The sequence below is a fragment of the Streptomyces xanthophaeus genome, assembly GCF_030440515.1.
In the GTDB taxonomy this organism is placed as follows: domain Bacteria; phylum Actinomycetota; class Actinomycetes; order Streptomycetales; family Streptomycetaceae; genus Streptomyces; species Streptomyces kutzneri.
In genome coordinates, this window is the sequence record NZ_CP076543.1 from 1,873,079 (window position 1) to 1,887,750 (window position 14,672).

General features: G+C 74.9%; 11 protein-coding genes and 1 tRNA gene. 6 read left to right on the plus strand and 6 right to left on the minus strand.

Annotated elements, in window-relative coordinates:
* The first annotated feature begins 85 nt into the window (after positions 1-85).
* A complete protein-coding gene (locus KO717_RS08045) occupies positions 86-1,399 on the plus strand; it encodes a M14 family zinc carboxypeptidase (RefSeq protein WP_301365419.1) in 1,314 nt (437 codons plus the stop codon).
* Between the two features lie 98 nt (positions 1,400-1,497).
* On the opposite strand, the gene KO717_RS08050 is transcribed toward KO717_RS08045, so the two are convergent.
* The gene (locus tag KO717_RS08050; RefSeq protein ID WP_301365421.1) at positions 1,498-2,343 is read right to left on the minus strand and encodes a 2OG-Fe(II) oxygenase; all 846 of its coding nucleotides are present in this window, start codon (positions 2,341-2,343) and stop codon (positions 1,498-1,500) included.
* A 209-nt stretch (positions 2,344-2,552) separates the two neighbouring features.
* Between KO717_RS08050 and KO717_RS08055 the strand changes: the two genes are divergently transcribed.
* A complete protein-coding gene (locus tag KO717_RS08055) occupies positions 2,553-3,668 on the plus strand; it encodes a MerR family transcriptional regulator (protein ID WP_301365422.1) in 1,116 nt (371 codons plus the stop codon).
* Here the strand turns inward: KO717_RS08055 and KO717_RS08060 are convergent.
* Both KO717_RS08060 and KO717_RS08065 read right to left on the minus strand, forming a co-directional pair.
* Positions 3,658-4,137, minus strand: a complete 480-nt coding sequence (locus KO717_RS08060) for a GNAT family N-acetyltransferase (RefSeq protein WP_367401514.1) — start codon at positions 4,135-4,137, stop codon at positions 3,658-3,660. The two genes, KO717_RS08055 and KO717_RS08060, sit on opposite strands and share 11 nt — an antisense overlap.
* Positions 4,138-4,250: 113 nt before the next feature.
* Positions 4,251-4,814: a DUF1707 and FHA domain-containing protein gene (locus tag KO717_RS08065; RefSeq protein ID WP_301365425.1), complete on the minus strand. Its 564-nt coding sequence runs from the start codon at positions 4,812-4,814 to the stop codon at positions 4,251-4,253.
* A 110-nt stretch (positions 4,815-4,924) separates the two neighbouring features.
* Between KO717_RS08065 and treZ the strand changes: the two genes are divergently transcribed.
* Positions 4,925-6,670: a malto-oligosyltrehalose trehalohydrolase gene (gene treZ / locus KO717_RS08070; protein WP_437184481.1), complete on the plus strand. Its 1,746-nt coding sequence runs from the start codon at positions 4,925-4,927 to the stop codon at positions 6,668-6,670.
* 3 nt (positions 6,671-6,673) lie between these two features.
* Here the strand turns inward: treZ and KO717_RS08075 are convergent, their stop codons facing one another.
* Complete coding sequence (locus tag KO717_RS08075) at positions 6,674-7,798, minus strand: aminopeptidase P family protein (protein ID WP_301365426.1); 1,125 nt, start codon at positions 7,796-7,798, stop codon at positions 6,674-6,676.
* A 616-nt stretch (positions 7,799-8,414) separates the two neighbouring features.
* On the opposite strand from KO717_RS08075, the gene KO717_RS08085 reads away from it, so the two are divergent.
* A tRNA-His gene (locus KO717_RS08085) sits at positions 8,415-8,487 on the plus strand.
* Between the two features lie 80 nt (positions 8,488-8,567).
* On the opposite strand, the gene KO717_RS08090 is transcribed toward KO717_RS08085, so the two are convergent.
* A complete protein-coding gene (locus KO717_RS08090) occupies positions 8,568-9,323 on the minus strand; it encodes an alpha/beta fold hydrolase (RefSeq protein ID WP_301365428.1) in 756 nt (251 codons plus the stop codon).
* A 72-nt stretch (positions 9,324-9,395) separates the two neighbouring features.
* On the opposite strand from KO717_RS08090, the gene KO717_RS08095 reads away from it, so the two are divergent.
* Positions 9,396-10,100: a hypothetical protein gene (locus KO717_RS08095; RefSeq protein WP_301365429.1), complete on the plus strand. Its 705-nt coding sequence runs from the start codon at positions 9,396-9,398 to the stop codon at positions 10,098-10,100.
* On the opposite strand, the gene KO717_RS08100 is transcribed toward KO717_RS08095, so the two are convergent.
* On the minus strand, positions 10,087-12,147 hold the full coding sequence (locus KO717_RS08100) for a phosphocholine-specific phospholipase C (RefSeq protein ID WP_301365430.1): 2,061 nt from the start codon (positions 12,145-12,147) through the stop codon (positions 10,087-10,089). The genes KO717_RS08095 and KO717_RS08100 overlap by 14 nt on opposite strands.
* A 185-nt stretch (positions 12,148-12,332) precedes the next feature.
* Between KO717_RS08100 and KO717_RS08105 the strand changes: the two genes are divergently transcribed.
* Positions 12,333-14,672: a hypothetical protein gene (locus tag KO717_RS08105; RefSeq protein ID WP_301365432.1), complete on the plus strand. Its 2,340-nt coding sequence runs from the start codon at positions 12,333-12,335 to the stop codon at positions 14,670-14,672.

The following is a 14,672-nucleotide window of genomic DNA, read 5'->3' on the forward strand; positions in this document are numbered from 1 at the left end:
TTGGCCAGGGGATTAACCCCCTATCCGGGGAACTGCGGGGCCCGCGGAGCAGTAGGCGGCGGGCCCCGCGGGCATGGCATCCCTTGTGACTCTCCTCCGTGACATGCGCTACCCCACACCGCGGGAACTCGGGCTCGCCGCCCGTGCTCTGGCGGACGAACACCCCGGCGAGGCCCGGCTCCGCCAGGCCGGCACCTCCCGGGCCGGACAGCCGCTCTGGGTGCTGTCCGTCGCCGCGACCGGCGGCGCCCCGCGCGCGGCCGACCGCAACGTCCTCGTCGTCGCCGGGGCGCACGCCAACGAGCCCGTCGGCGGCGCCACCGCCCTCTCGCTCGCCCGGCGCGTCCTCGACGACCCGGCGCCGCGGGCCGGCTGCGGCTGGCACTTCCTGCTCTGTGCCGACCCGGACGGCGCGGACCTGCACCGCACCCCCCACCCGTACTCGCTGCTCGACTACCACCGGAACTTCTTCCGGCCTCCCGGCCCCGAACAGCCCGAGTGGGCGCCGTCCTTACTGCCCCCGGACCGGCTGCCGCCCGAGACCCTGGCCCTGATGGCGCTCATCGACGAACTGCGGCCCGTCCTGCAGGTCTCCCTGCACGCCACCGACCTCGGCGGCTCCTGGGTGCAGCTCACCCGGGACGTGCCCGGCCTCGCCGAGCCGTTCGCCAAATCGGCCGCCGAGCTGCGCATCCCGGTGGAGAACGGCGCCTCCGACGCGGCCGGCTGGCCCTCCCCCGGGCCCGGGATCTTCGTCATCCCGCAGCCGGGCAGCGAGGCCGCCGGGGCCTTCCACCCGGAGGACACCCGGCTGAGCACCTGGTACCACGCCCACCGCTACGCCGGCACGACCGCCATCGTCGAAGTCCCCATGTGGGCCTCCGACCTGGTGGACGATCCGGCCCCGCACCCCGACCCGCGCGGCGCCCTGCGGATGCTGGCCGAGCGGCTCACCGCGGACGCCGCGCTCGTCGCCTCGGTCCGCGGCGGCGCCGACGTACGGCCGGGTCCGCCCTACGAGGACGAGGACGAGGCCCCGGCCGCGGCGCCCCTGCTGCGCGCGGTGGACTGGACGCTCGCGCTGATCCCGCGGATCGCCGCCGAGTGGACGGCCGGGGCCCCCGAGGAGGCCTCGGCGGCGTACATCGCCAGCATCGACGCCTTCGGGCGGCGCCTGTCGCTGCGCGCCGCCGCGATGCTGCTGCGGGTGCTGCGCGCCCAGGGGCATCCGGCGGCGCCCGGGCTGGACCGGCTGGTCACCGGGTGGTGCGAGGACTTCGCGACCCGTTTCGGGGCCCGCTGGGTCCCGGTGGCCACCCAGGTGGAACACCAGTCCCGGACCGTCCTGGCCGCCTACGACCGCCTCGTCGCGGCCGGCCGGGACGAGCGGGCCGGCTGAGCGGGCCGGCTGAGCGGGCCGGGCCGGCGGGCGGGGTGAGCGGACGGAGTCGGCGGACGGGGTGATCGGGCGGAGCCGGCGGACGGGCCGGGCGGTGGTCAGGTCCCGGGCGGCCCCAGGCGGGTGTCCGGGCCGGGCGGCGGCAGCGCCACCGGCCTGGCCCCGTCGTGGTCCTCCCCGGCGTCGTGGAGGGGGCGGGTCCCTTCGGCCGCGTCCGCCAGCCACTGCCAGACGTGCGGCCGGCGGGGGGCCGGGGCCACGGCGGGCTCCCCGCCGGATATCCAGGTCGTGAGGGTGAACCGGTGGTCCGCGAACCGCCCGCTCGGGCAGGTGGACGGCACGACCTCGTGGAAGGCCCCGGAGGGGAAGAAGGCGATGGTGTCGTGCTCGGGCTCGATCGTGCGGTAGGACTCCCCCGGCCGCGCCCGGACCTCGTCCACCACGGTGTCGTACAGGCGCAGTTGGCCGCCGCCGAAGCCGCGCGGCGTGCGGTGCAGGTAGTACACGGCGGACAGTGCCGTACTCACGTCCCGGACACGCGAGGAGTCCGTGTGGATGCCGAAGTGGCCGCCTTCGCCGTGCGCCGTCAGGACGGTCAACGACTGTGCGAGTGCGGCCCGGTGACCGAGGACCTCCTGGACGAGCGGCAGACAGTCGGCCAGATGTGCGCTGAACACCTCGCTGGTCACGGGAAGGACCAGCGAGTCCCGCCCCTTGCGGGACACCTGTCCGGTCAGCGGGTCCAGGACGGTCCCCGCCGTGAAGTCCTCCTCGCGCGATATCGCGTACTCCAGCAGGGCGGCGGCGCGCTCCGCCCCCAGGAAGTTCTCGAAACGGCAGACCGGTGCCGGTACCGCGAGCGCGGGGGACCACCGGTCGGAGGGAGGCAGGACTCGCGGGCTGATTTCCATCGGCGTGGCCGGTTCCATCGTGTATCCGCTCATAGCCCGGAACCGTACGACGGCGGCCGTCCGCGCCGAAGGAGCACAAGGGGGCGCACGGAAGTGCGCCGCCCACGCCCGCGCCGGGCGTCCGGTGCGGCCCGGCCGGCGGGCACGTCACCGGGAAGCGGAACCGGACCGGGGAGTCCTCGACCCGGGGATCGCGCGTGCGGCTTGACCCTCACGTGGCGTCAGGCCGCACAGTCGGTGCCATGGACGATCACTGGACCGTGGGACGCGTGGCCGAGCTGGCCGACGTGAGCGTCCGCACCCTGCACCACTACGACGACATCGGGCTCGTCCGGCCTTCGGCACGGACCGCGGCCGGGTACCGGGCCTACTCGGCCGGCGACATGGAGCGACTGCGGGAGGTGCTGGCCTACCGGCGGTTGGGCTTCGGGCTGCGGGAGGTTGCGGAACTGGTCGGCGACCCGTCCACCGACGCGGCGGCACACCTGCGCCGACTGCGCGGCCTGCTGCTGGAGCGGCGGGATCGGGCCGACGCCATGGTGGCGGCCATCGACCGGGAACTGGAAGCACGGGCGAAGGGGCGGAAGGTGACACCGGAGGAGCAACTGGAGATGCTCGGCGCACGGTTGTACGACGCGATCGGCGGTGCCTACCCCGCGACACGGCGTACCGAGCCGCGGATCGCCGCGCAGATCTGGGACGCGCTCGGGGACGCGCGGACGGTGCTGAACGTCGGGGCCGGCACCGGCTCCTACGAGCCCACCGATCGCGAGGTGACCGCGGTGGAGCCGTCGGCGGTCATGCGGGGGCAGCGGCCCGCCGGTGCGGCGCCGTGCGTGGCCGCCGCGGCGGAGAGCCTGCCGTTCGAGGACGGGTCCTTCGACGTCGCGATGGCCGTCTCCACCGTTCACCACTGGGGGGATCCGATCGCGGGGCTGCACGAGATGCGGCGCGTGGCCCGCCGGGTGGTGGTACTCACCTTCGACACCGACGAGCCCGGTTGGCAGGACCGTTTCTGGCTCCCCCGCGACTATCTGCCCGAGTTCGCCGGCGTCCTCGCCGACTTCCCCTCGCTCGCGGCGATGGCCGACGCGATCGGCGCCCGCGCCGAGCCGGTGCCCGTCCCGTGGGACTGCGCCGACGGCCTGTTCGAGGCGTACTGGCGCCGACCGGAGGCGTATCTGGAGGAGCGCGTGCGCCGTGCGATGTCGGTGTGGACCAGGGTCGGGCCGGAGGCCGAGCGGCGGGCGGTGCGACGCCTCGGGGACGACCTCGCCTGCGGCCGGTGGGCCGAACGCAACGGCGACCTCACCGACCTCGACGCGGCGGATCTGGGCCTGCGCCTGCTCACGGCGTGAACGGCGCCGCCTCCACCGCGAGGGCGTAGCGCTGCTTCGGCCTGCCGGTGGCGCCGAGCCGGTCGTAGAAGCGGATCGCGCCTTCGTTCCAGTCCGGGGTCTGCCACTGGACCTGGTCGAGGCCGAGCTCGCGGGCCAGACCCGTCACGCCGTCCATCAGGGCGGCGCCGAGTCCGTGGCCGCGGGCCTCCTCCGCCAGGTAGAGGCAGTCCATGTGCAGGTGGTACCGGGCGTCCCAGAAGGCGAACTCGGCGGAGCAGGCGGCGTATCCGGCGACCGTGCCGTCCGGGGTCTCGGCGAGCAGCACCCACAGCCGGGCGTCCTCGGCGAACAGCTGCGGGCCGAGCCGCTCGGCGAGGTCCGGCGGGCGCGGCACCGACTTCTCGTACGCCACGTGCTCGTGGACGAGTTCGGCCAGGCGGGGCAGGTCCCCGACGCGTGCGCGGCGGATGACGCAGGTGTGTTCCATGACCACCATCCTGCGCGCCGGCTCCCGGCGCCGTACCGGCGGGGCGCCATCGGGCGACACCCTCAGGGGATGCCCCCGGGGAATGCCCGGGGAATGCCCGGGGGACGCCGCCCTCAGCTCGACGAGAGCCGGAAGGTCATGTTCCCGAAGCTGACCTGGTCCCCGTCGCGGACCACCGCGGAGCCGGTCACCCGGTGCCCGTTGACCGTGGTCCCGTTGGTGGAGCCGAGGTCCCGGAGCACCCACACCCCAGCCTGCAGCCGGAGCTCCGCATGCGCCCGGGAGACCGTCTCGTGGCTGAGCCGCAGCCCGTTGCCGGGGTCGCGGCCGATCCGCAGGGCCGCCGCGCTCGGATGCGGCAGCAGCAGCTTGGGCAGCCGCTCGGCGTTCCAGGCGCGCCGGACCCCGAGGGACACGGCCGAGGCCCGGCCGACCCAGCCGAACAGCCGACGGGTCCAGGGGCTTTCGGCCGCCTCCCGGGAATGGAGGTCGGCCGTCAGCACGGCCAGCTCCTCGGAGCGGCGGGCGACCAGGGCGAGTTCCATCCGGCGCAGGAAGGTGTCGTGGGACAGCTTGCCGAGGGCCGCGCCCTCCCTGAGCTGGCCCAGCGCCCGGTCGCGCTCGGCGTCGGACAGCCGCGGCGCGGGAAAGGCGGGAATCTCGAAACTGGACGTCACAGGGTGATTGTCGGCCCGTCGGGGCCGGAGTGTCCAGAACTCCCCCGCCACGCCCGGAATGATGGGCACGATACGCATGCTGGACACCGCCGCCGACGAGGGGACCGTCCGTGCAGTTCGAGGTGTGGGCACCACTGACAGGTCACGTCGCCATGCTGCTCGACGGGACGACGTACGACATGGCGCGCGATCCGGACCGGGACGGCTGGTGGACCGCCGAGGCCCCGGCCGCCGACGGGAGCCGCTACGGATTCCTGCTCGACGGCGACGGCCCGCGGCCGGACCCGCGCGGACGCCGGCTGCCCGACGGGCCCGACGGCCTGTCCGCGGTGGTCGATCCGCAGACCCTCGCCCCGCAGCCCGCGCGACCATCCCACACCCGGCTCCAGGACGCGGTCCTGTACGAGCTGCACATCGGCACCTTCACCCCCGAGGGCACCTTCGACGCGGCTGCCGCCCGGCTCGGGCACCTCACCGCCCTCGGCGTCACGCACGTGGAGCTGATGCCGGTCTGCTCCTTCTCCGGCCGGCACGGCTGGGGGTACGACGGGGTCGCGCCCTGGGCGGTGCACGAGCCGTACGGCGGTCCGGCCGGCCTGGCCCGCTTCACGGCCGCCGCGCACGAGGCGGGGCTGGGCGTGGTGCTGGACGTGGTCCACAACCACCTCGGCCCGTCCGGCAACCACCTGCCCGCCTTCGGCCCGTACTTCACCGACACCCACCACACCCCGTGGGGCTCCGCGGTGAACCTGGACGCGGCCGGCTCCGACGAGGTGCGCGCCTACCTGCTCGGAAGCGCGCTGGCCTGGCTGCGCGACTACGGGATCGACGGGCTGCGGCTCGACGCCGTGCACGCGCTGGCCGACGACCGGGCGCTGACCTTCCTGGAGGAACTGTCCGCGGCCGTCGACGAACTGGCCGCGGACACCGGCCGCCCGCTGTTCCTGATCGCCGAGTCCGACCGCTGCGACCCCCGCACCACCACCCCGCGCGCCGCGGGGGGCCTGGGCCTGCACGCCCAGTGGAACGACGACTTCCACCACGCCCTGCACTGCGCGCTGACGGGCGAGTCCCAGGCGTACTACGCGGACTTCGCCGCGGCCCCGCTCGCCGCCCTCGCCAAGACCATGACCCGGGTCTTCTTCCACGACGGGACGTGGTCCTCCTTCCGCGGCCGTACCCACGGCCGCCCGGTGGACCACCGCCGGACCCCGGCCCACCGCTTCCTCGGCTACACCCAGACCCACGACCAGGTCGGCAACCGGGCGCTCGGTGACCGGCTCTCCGCCTCGCTCTCCCCCGGGCTGCTGGCGTGCGCCGCGACCGTGGCCCTCACCGGGCCGTTCGTGCCGATGCTGTTCATGGGCGAGGAGTGGGGGGCGAAGACCCCCTGGCAGTACTTCACCGACCATCCGGACCCGGGCCTCGCCGAGGCGGTACGGTCCGGCCGGCGCCGGGAGTTCGCGGCGCACGGCTGGAAGGCCGAGGAGATCCCGGACCCGCAGGACCCGGCCACCCGGGACCGCTCCTGCCTGGACTGGGCGGAGCCCGAACAGGCCGTCCACGCCCGCCTGCTGGACTGGTACCGCACGGTGATCGCACTCCGCCGCACCCATCACGACCTGCGCGACCCGGACCTGGGGGCGGTCCGGGTCGCGCACGACGAGGAGCGTCGCTGGCTCACCTTCCGGCGGGGCGACGTCCGGGTGGCCGTGAACCTCTCGCCGGACCCGGTGACGATCGCGCTGGGCCGCAACGGGGTACGGGTGCTGGCCTCCTGGGAGCCGGTCGACCACCCGGGTCCCGACGGGCGGATCCACGTGCCCGGCGAAACGGCGGTCGTCCTGGCCCCGTGAGGCTCACTCGACGACGGCGAGCTCGCGCGGGGCGTTGTTGAGCCGGAGCCCGCCGTCCTCGGTGACGGTCACGATGTCCTCGATGCGGACGCCGAACCGGCCCGGCAGGTAGACGCCCGGCTCCACGGAGAAGCACATGCCGGGGACCAGCGGCTGCTCCTCGCCCTCGACCATGTACGGGGGCTCGTGGGTGGTGACCCCGATGCCGTGGCCGGTGCGGTGGATGAAGCGGTCCCCGTAGCCGAACTCGGTGATCACGGCCCGGGCGGCCCGGTCGATCTCCTGGCAGGAGACCCCCGGCCGGACCGCGGCCACGCCGGCCTGCTGGGCCTCGCGGACGATGTCGTGGACCCGCTGCTCCTCGGCGGTGGGCTCGCCGACGTGCACGGTGCGGGAGATGTCGGAGCCGTAGCCGAAGCGCAGGCCGCCGAAGTCGAGGACCACCATGTCGCCGTGGCGGATGACGCGGTCCCCGGCCTCGTGGTGCGGATTGGCCCCGTTGGGGCCGGAGCCGACGACCGTGAAGTCGACCTGGGAGTGGCCGTGCGCGCGCAGCAGGGCCGCCAGGTCCTCGGCCACGTCGGTCTCCCGCCGGTCGGCGAAGGGGAGGTGGAGGATCTGCGCGTAGGCGGCGTCGGCGGCGGCCCCCGCCGCGGCGAGGCGCTCCAGCTCCCGCTCGTCCTTGACCGCGCGGAGCATGGGCAGGCAGTCGGTGAGCGGCGCGTAGGAGCTGTTCGGCAGTTCCCGCTGCAGGCCGAGGAGGTGCAGCGCCCAGGTGTTGTCGCTCACCCCGAAGCGCCCGCGGAAGTCCAGCAGCGGGGCGGTGACGGCGTACGGGTTCTTCCCGTCGGCCCAGTCCCGCAGGGTCAGCGCGGTGGCGCCCGGGGCGTGTTCCGCGTCGGGTGCCTCCAGCGCGGGCACGATGAGCACCGGGTCCTGCCCGGCGGCCAGGACGAGCAGGGTCAGCCGTTCGGTCTCGGCGGTGGGCCGGTAGCCCGTGAGGTGCGTGAGGTCGGGCCCGGGGGCGATCAGCAGTCCGGCGAGTCCCGCGTCGGCGGCGGTCTGGGCGGCTGCGGCCATCCGGGCGGCGTAGTCATCGGCCGTGAAGGGTGCGGGTTCACGTGTCATACGGGTGATCCTCCCGTGAGTCGCACGGCGAGGGCAGCGGCCACGCCGGTCGGGCGGCCCGGGGCCGTACCCGGCGAGCGGTGCCTTCGCAGCGCACGGAGGCGCAGGCGACAGCCCCACGCCGGGGGCGCCGAGCCGGCGCGCACCGGCGAGCCCGACCGGACCCGCCCCGGCGAGGGGGGCGCCCGGCGGGCAGCCGCAGCGGGTCGCTCGGCGCGCTGAGGCCGAGGTCGCAGCCTCCCGTGGCGACAGCGGCGGGCACCTCGGCCGGGGGGGGCAGCACCCGCAAGGTGACCCCGGTCGCGGGCAGCACCGCGAGCAGCCGGGGCCGACGGCGAGCGGAGAAGCGGCGCGGGCGGCGTCGAGCCGGAGCAGCAGCGGTCCCGCGTGCTCCGGCAGCCGCGCCCCCGCCGCGATCCCGGTGGCCCCCGAGGGGCGCGTCCCGGTCCTCGGGACCTGCGGGGGCTTCGCCCGGAACGTGGTCGGGCCGGCCGGAGCCGCGCACGCCGGGAGCGGTCCCGGGCACGTCCGCCGCCCGATAAGGCGTCGCGGGACCACCCCTCTGATCGGCTATGCTGTGCTTGCACATCGAACGGGCGGTCCGCCGCCCTTCGTGGTGGGTGTAGCTCAGTTGGTAGAGCACCTGGTTGTGGTCCAGGTGGCCGCGGGTTCAAGTCCCGTCACTCACCCTGTCGATCCCGTGGGGTACGAGGTCTCCTCGTACCCCACGGGATTTTTCGTGTGCCCGGCCTGGTCGGCAGGACACCCCCTAGATCCGCAGGAAGGCCTCCACCTCGGTGACGAAGGCCACCGGGGTCTCGTGCGGCGGGTAGTGGCCGGAGCCCGGGACCGTCACGACCCGGCAGTCCGGGTAGGAGGCCTGCCAGGTGTCCCTCATCACATCCGCGGTGATCGCGAGGTCGTACTCGCCGACGAGGACGAGCACCGGGACGGTGTTGCCCTTCACGGCGGCGGACAGGTCGAGCGGCTGCCAGCTCGCGAGGTAGCCGGCGAAGGCCTCGGGGCGGGAGACGGCCAGCGAGTGGGCGACCATCCCGTCGAGCCAGTGGCGGCTCACGCGGTTGCCCGTGACCAGGTCGAGGATGACGCGGCGCTTCCCGGGGTCGGTGGCGGCGCCGTGGAAGAGGGCGTGGGTCGCGTCGTCCATCGCGTAGGGCGCGGCCGGGACCGGGGCGAGCCCGATCAGCTTCTCCACCCGCTCGGGGGCACGGACGAGGACCTGCTGGACCGCCTTGCCGCCCATGGAGTGGCCGAGGAGGGAGAAGGTGTCCCAGCCGAGCTGGTCGGCGAGTTCGAGGACGTCGTCGGCGATCTCGGCCAGGGTGTGGCGGCCGGGGACGTCGCGGCGGTCGCCGTAGCCGCGGTAGTCGAGGAAGACGTAACTGAAGCCTTCGGGGTCCAGGTGGTCCAGTACGGAACCCCAGTTCGCGGAGGTGCCGAACCAGTCGTGCAGCACGATGACGCGGACGGGTCCGGTACCGATCCTGCGGTGGGCGATGGCCATGCGTTCTCCCTCGGTGACGTGGCGAAGAAAACCGACGCCGGAGGTTCTGCCCACCGGATCTACCATCACACCGTGAACCCGACTCCACGCCCGCAGCCCCTGGTCATGGGGGACTTCTCGCGGCCCGACGGAGCGCGCCACCCGCACCACCCCGGGACGTACGTGATCAGCGATCCGGCCGAGATCGGCGCGGTCCAGGCGGCCCGGCGGCAGGGCGGCGACCACCCCGTCGACGACACGTTCGACTGCATGTGCCAGGAGGGCCTGCGCGCGGAGCACCATGGACCGGAGGCGCTGCGTCTGCTCGACCCCCTGTCCCCCGACGGCATCCCCGCCCGCCACCGCGCGCGGTGGGTGGCCGCGGCGCCCTCGGAGCTGCGGGAGTATGCCGGGGCCCTCGCCGCGGGCGAGGAGGAGCCCCCGGTGCCGCGCGGGGCGCCGCTGGCCGTGGTGTTCGGCTGGCTGGGCTCCGTACGGGAGGAACCGCGCGACGCGGCGTGGCTCCTGGCGGAACGGGCACCCCTCCGGCTGCTGGCCGGGAGGCCGACGGAGGAACTCGCCTGGGCGGTGCGGGAGACGGACCGCACCGGGCTGGAGGGGGCCGTGCGGTTCTTCGCGAGCGAGGAGTTCACCACCCGGCACCCGAAGCGGCGCCGGGTGCCCGACACCGCGCGGGACCTCCTGCTCCGGCACGCCCGCAGCCGCCGTCCCGGGGACCTGCCGGTCCTGGAACGGCGGCTGCTGCGCGCACCGGAGGACCGGATCAGACGGTCTTGATCGCCGGGTCCGAGACGCCCGGGGCGCCGGTCTCCACGTGTCCGGCGAAGCGGCGCAGGAAGGTGGCGTCGGCGTCGGAGACGACCTGCACGTCGTACCAGCGGCCGGAGGCGGCGAGGTCCACCGTGTGGGAGACCGTCGCGCCGGCCGCCACCCGGAGGATCTGGGCGGCGCCGCCGTAGGTGTTGGTCACCGTGAGGTTGACGGCCGCCGTCCCGGAGTTGGTCAGGCTCAGGGCCAGGTTGCCGGTGGCCGCCACGTGGCGGGCCGTGACCTCGGGGCCGGCCTTCTTCGCCGGGCCCTTCCAGCTGCGCAGGAAGCCGTTCGGGCCCCACACCGTGAGGTTGATCTGGTTGCCGGTGGAGCTGCTGGTGGACCAGGTGTCGACGAGCGTCTTGCCCGCCTCGACCGTGTAGGGCCAGGGGCCGTCCGTACGGTTGCCCGAGGTGCTGTGGAAGTGGGCGCCCAGGGTCGGTCCGGAGGCGAAGGTGAGGGTGAACTTGCCGGTGGAGGTGGTGCGGGCGCCGTCCACGTAGGGGCTGTAGCCGAGAGCGCGGGCCGGCTTGGAGCCGGCTTCCTGCCGGGGCAGGGTGCCGGTCGCCGGCGGGGTCGGGTGGTAGGAGGGGTGGCGGTCCTTGTCCGGCGGGACGTACCCGGCCGTGGACGGCAGCGCGGCGGGCGCGGCATCGGCCCGCGTGAAGTCGAAGGCCGAGGTCAGGTCGCCGCAGACGGCACGGCGCCACGGGGAGATGTTGGGCTCCTGCACCCCGAACCGCTTCTCCATGAAGCGGATCACCGAGGTGTGGTCGAAGGTCTCGGAGCAGACGTAGCCGCCCTTGCTCCAGGGGGAGACCACGATCATGGGGACGCGCGGGCCGAGCCCGTACGGTCCGGCAGCGTAGCCGCCGCCACCGGCGTAGAGGTCCTTCGACACGTCGGCCGTGGACAGGCCCCAGGCGGAGGAGGCCGGCGGGTACGGCGGGACCACGTGGTCGAAGAAGCCGTCGTTCTCGTCGTAGGTGATGAACAGGGCGGTCTTGGCCCAGACCGCAGGGTTCGCGGTCAGCGCGTCCAGGACCTGCGAGATGTACCAGGCGCCGAAGTTGGTCGGCCAGTTCGCGTGCTCGCTGAACGCCTCGGGTGCGGCGATCCAGGAGACCTGGGGCAGCGTGCCGCCCGCCACATCCGCGCGCAGCCGGTCGAAGTAGCCGTCGCCCGCCTTGACGTTCGTGCCCGTACGGGCCTTCTCGTACAGGGCGCTGCCGGGCTGGGCGTTGCGGTAGGTGTTGAAGTACAGCAGCGAGTTGTCGCCGTAGTTGCCGCGGAAGGCGTCGTTGATCCAGCCCCAGGAACCGGCGGCGTTCAGGCCGTCGCCGATGTCCTGGTAGACCTTCCACGAGACCCCGGCGGCCTCCAGGCGCTCGGGGTAGGTCTTCCAGCCGTAGCCGGCCTCCTGGTTGCCGAGGACCGGGCCGCCGCCGGTCCCGTCGTTGCCGGTGTGACCCGTCCACAGGTAGTAGCGGTTCGGGTCCGTGGCGCCGATGAAGGAGCAGTGGTAGGCGTCGCACACCGTGAAGGCGTCGGCGAGGGCGTAGTGGAACGGGATGTCGTTCCGGGTCATGTACGACATGGTCGTGGCCGTCTTGGCCGGGACCCACTTGTCGTACTTGCCGTTGTTGTACGCCTGGTGGCCGCCGGCCCAGTCGTGGTTGAGCCCCTCCAGGAACTGCATGCCGAGGTCCTGGACCTGCGGGTTGAAGGGCAGGATGTCCTTCGTCCCGTTCGACTGGTGGAAGACCGACTTGCCGTTGTCCTGGAGGACCGGCCGCGGGTCGCCGAAGCCCCGTACCCCCTTCATCGCGCCGAAGTAGTGGTCGAAGGACCGGTTCTCCTGCATCAGGACGACGACGTGCTCGATGTCCTGGATCGTGCCGGTGGTGCCCTGCGCCGGGATGGCGGCGGCCCGCGCGATGCTGTCGTTCAGCATCGTGAGGGCGGCGGTGCCGCCGGCTATCTGCAGGAACCTGCGACGGTTGAGTTCTGCCATGGGGTGACGACCTCTGGGGGTGAGGGGGGAGTCGAGGGGCGCCCCAAGGACAGCGGTCCCGGGGTACCGGGCGGAGATCGCTTCGTGACGCTGCGCCGTACACCTGGAGAACGAAAAGAGCCCCCGAACGACCTGCGCATCTGCTGAAATGACCTCCCACACACTGCACGGGGGGCGCAGAGCGGATGGCCGGGACCGAGTTCGGGCATGCCATCGGGCTGCCCCGCGCGCTCTCCGGCCTGCCGCTGTCGCCGCTCGTGGGAGCGTACGGGGAACTCCTCGCCGCGCAACAGACCATCGGATCAAGCCACTTGGGCGAGTTACTGGTCCCGTCCGGCGGCCGCTTACGGGTACTCGACGGGGTCTTCACCGTCACCGGGACCGGCCGGCGCCGGCACGTGGGCGCCGGGGTGCTGCGGTCGCTGGGCCGGGACCGGCCGGAGCCGGGCGCGGCCCGGTTGCTGGAGCGGCTGGCCGCGATCCAGGAGGCGGACCCCGCCGCCCTGCGCCGGATCCTGCTCTACCAGCTCACCCACCTGCTCCAGGACCATCCCGGGGGGCAGCTGCCGGCCACCGCGGCCGGCTTCGGGGTCGACCCGGCCGAGGCCGCGGCCCTGGTCCACGCGGCCGCCCGGCGGGCCCGGCTGGACGAGGGGCAGCGGGCCGCCGCCGAATCCCTGCTCGACGACGTGCTGGAACACCGGATCCGCTCCGCGGCCCGCCGGGCCGCCCTGCTGCCGCCCGCGGGTGAGGACCGGCCGCTGGCGGCCCTCCTCGCCGGGCTGGCCGCGCGGGTGACGGCCGCCGACGCCGAGCTCGCGGCGGCCCGGCGGGCCGAGGAGCGGGGGGATCCGGAGCGGGCCTGCGTCCACTACGAGGAGGCCGCGGCGCTGGCGGGCGACTGCCCGCGTGCGGTGCGCGGGCTGGTCCGCACCTACCGGCCCGATCCCGGGGATCCCGGCCCGATGGTGTCCGCCCTCGTCCCCGGAGGTGTCGAACTGCGGTGGCCCGTCGGGGACTTCGAGGGGAAGCGCTGGCGGGTGGTGCGGCTCACCCGAGGGGAGCCGGCCGGCGCGCCGGTCGCCGAGGTGGCGGGGCGGCCGGTCGGGGGCGTGCTCGTGGACCGCGACGCCGGGATCGGCGAGGAGGTCCGCCACGTGGCGCTGCCGCTGCGGTCCGACGGCGCCGTCGACGGGCCGCCTCTGATCGCGGCCCCGCTGCCGGTCGCCCCGGCGGTGACGGAGGCGGTCGCCTCCGACGGCGACGGGTGGATCGAGGCCTCGTGGACCGCGCCGTCGGGCGCGTCCCACTGCGAGGTGACGCTGACCGGGCCGCGGGGACGCGTACAGGTGCCCCCTGCGGCACGGGCGGGCCTGCGGGAGACCCTGCGCGCCGAGGGTCTGGCGCCCGGGAGGTACGAGCTGGCGGTGCGGGCCCGGTACGCCCCGACGGGCCGTGCCGACCGGACCGGCCGCGGCGTGCTGTCCGCGGCCGTGACCGTCCCGGTCACCGTGCACGCCTGGCCGGAGCCCGTGCTCACCCTGACGGCCCGGCCCCGGGAGGCGGGCGGGGTGGAGTTCGGCCTGACCGGCGGCGACGGGGCCGAGGTCCGGCTGGTGGAGTGGCCCGGCACCGCGCCCGCCGAGCGCGCCGAACTGACGGCGGCCGAGCTGCCACCGCCGCTGGCCTGGGCCGGTCCGGGCTGGTCCCGCCCCGGCGGGAGCGGTCCCGGCGGGAGCGGTCCGGGCGGGAGCGGCCAGGTCTCCGTCGGGCACCCGCCCCCGGGATCGCTCACCGGCGTCTGCGCCGTGTCCGTGCTGGGCCCGCGGGCCCTCGCCGGGCCCTGCGTCCTGGTCGAGGCCCCGCTTCCGGTGACCGGGCTGACGCTGCGGCGGGCCGCGCCCGACCTCGTCGAGGTCGGCTTCGACTGGCCCGGCACGGCCGGCACCGTCACCGCCGTCGTGACCCAGGAGGGCCGGCGCACCGAGTTCGCCGTGGCCCGCAGCGTGTTCCTGCGTGAGGGCCTGCGACTGCCGGTCACCCCGGCCGCGCTGTCCGTCGAGGCGCACGCCGCACCGCGCAGCGCCCGTTCCGTGCTCGCCCCGGCCGGGGGCGACGCACGGGCCGGACTGCCCGCCGACGTGGCCATCGCCTACGAGCTGGTGCCCGGCGCCCGGCGCGGCCTGCGCCGCGGGCCCGCCGTCCTGCGGGTGACCGTACGGGCGCCCGGCGGCCTACCCGGCCCGGACCTCCCCGGCCTCGTCCTCGTGGCCCGGGGGGACGGCGGCCGCACCCCGCGGCGCCCGGTCGGCCCGTCCGGCGGAACGGCCGTGTGCCGGGTGACCGGGGCCGAGCTCGCGGCCGCGGCCGCGGGCGCCGGAACGGGCACCGGCACGGTGGAGCGCCCGATCGACACCGCCGTCGCGCCCGGCCGCCCGTACGCCCTGCGCGGTTTTCTCCTCGGCGGCGCCGCCGCCTCCGTCCGGCTCGAAGAGCCTTCTCTCCTCTCCCTGGTGGTCCGCTGA